This window comes from Pandoraea sp. E26, from assembly GCF_000681415.1.
Taxonomy (GTDB): domain Bacteria; phylum Pseudomonadota; class Gammaproteobacteria; order Burkholderiales; family Burkholderiaceae; genus Pandoraea; species Pandoraea pnomenusa.
The window spans coordinates 1-1,556 of the sequence record NZ_AYXJ01000065.1 but is presented as its reverse complement, the minus strand read 5'-3'; the positions used below and the strand labels follow the sequence as shown (position 1 = coordinate 1,556).

General features: G+C 65.7%; 3 protein-coding genes. 1 reads left to right on the top strand and 2 read right to left on the bottom strand.

Features of this window, described 5'->3' with window-relative positions:
* A partial coding sequence (locus W930_RS0125015; protein WP_028731409.1) for a LysR family transcriptional regulator occupies positions 1–773 on the top strand: 773 nt, incomplete at its 5' end.
* 3 nt (positions 774–776) lie between these two features.
* On the opposite strand, the gene W930_RS0125010 is transcribed toward W930_RS0125015, so the two are convergent.
* Together W930_RS0125010 and W930_RS0125005 are read right to left on the bottom strand one after the other, a co-directional pair.
* Positions 777–1,142, bottom strand: a complete 366-nt coding sequence (locus tag W930_RS0125010) for a cytochrome C oxidase subunit IV family protein (RefSeq protein WP_023598471.1) — start codon at positions 1,140–1,142, stop codon at positions 777–779.
* Positions 1,143–1,150: 8 nt separating this feature from the next.
* Positions 1,151–1,556 (bottom strand): cytochrome c oxidase subunit 3 (locus W930_RS0125005; protein WP_028731408.1); only part of this gene is annotated, 406 nt, incomplete at its 5' end.

Sequence of the window (1,556 nt, the reverse complement as noted above, 5' to 3'; positions counted from 1 at the left end):
AGTTCCGCCTCACGCCGAACGGGGAGTACCTGCTCGGCTATGCCCGGGCCGTGGTCGAAGCGGCGCGGCGCCTGCAAACGGCGGCGTCCGGCGAGAGCACGTTGCGCGGCCGCCTGAGGCTGGGCGTGATCGAGACGGTCGTCCATAGCTGGCTGCCGAACTACATGCGACGTCTCGCGGCCGACTATCCCGCGCTGGAAGTCGAGCTGACCGTCGACGTCTCGGTGCAATTGCAGCGCCGACTGATCGCCGACGAACTCGATCTCATCATTCGGGTGGAAGGCAGTGACGACAGCAGCGTGGTGTGCGATGCGCTGGCCAACTATCCGGTGCACTGGATCGCACGCACGGGCATGTTCCCGAATGTACGCAGCGGTCTGGCCAAGCAGGTGCTGCAGCACCCGATCCTGACCTACGGACGCGGCACCGCGCCGCACCGGGCGCTGGAGGACATCGTGGCGAAACTGGCGGGCGTGCACGGCGTCGCGCTCTCCGAGACGCGCATCACCGGCTCGCCGTCGATCGCCGTGATCGTGCAATTGGTGAAGGACGGATTTGGCGTGGCGGCGATCCCGCGGCTATTCGTCGACGACCTGATCAAGCGGGGCGAGGTCGTGGAGCTGCCCTTGCAGCCGGCGCCGCCCTCCATCGTGGTGTCGATGTCGCGTCGCGCCGACGCGCCGCTGTTCGTGCACGGCGCGGCGACGGCCGCGCGCACGGCCTGCTCGGAATACTGTGCCCGCAGCGACCGCCGCCTTGTGGAATTGCTGTGATGCCTAGCGGAAGTGGGCGAGCCGCGTGAGGAACGTGTAGTCCGCCTCCGCCGCCATCAGACTCATCAACACCAGCAGCGCCAGCGGCGGAATCAGGATCGCGTAGATGAGCGCGAGGCGCTCCCAGCGCATGTGCATGAACACCGCTACGATCAGTCCGGCCTTCGCGACCATGAGCGCGAGAATCAGTCCCCAGCGCAGATAGCCTTGCAGATTGGCGTAGTCCACCAGATACGAAAACGTGGAGAGCACGAACAGCAGCCCCCACACCTTGAGATAGATGCCGACCGGGTGTTGCTGCGCGCCGTGATCGTCGGAGGACGTCGCCGCGTGAGGCGCGGCGGAAGTCGATGTCGCAGAGGTTTGCATCGCTCCTCCTACCAGAGATAGAACAACGCGAAGATGAACACCCAGACCAGATCCACGAAGTGCCAGTAGAGGCCGGCGATCTCGACGAGTTGGTAATTGCCGCGGCGCTCCAGCGTGCCGTTGAGCACCTTGCGCATCACGGTGAGCAGGTAGACGACGCCGGCGCTCACGTGCAGCCCGTGAAAGCCCGTGATCATGAAGAAACATGCGCCGAACTGCGCCGCGCCCATCTCGTTGCCCCAAGGGCGGACGCCTTCATGCACGATCAGGTTCGTCCACTCGAAGGCCTGCATGCCGACGAACGCGACGCCCATGTACGCCGTGGCCAGCATGCAGGCGGCCGTCTTGTCGCGGTCGCGCCGGTACGCGTAATTGACCGCCATCGCCATCGTGCCGCTGCTGGTGATGAGCGTG

Excerpts from the sequence above, each read along its gene's own strand:
- W930_RS0125010 (WP_023598471.1), bottom strand. The coding sequence starts at position 1,142 with ATGCAAACCTCTGCGACATCGACTTCCGCCGCGCCTCACGCGGCGACG.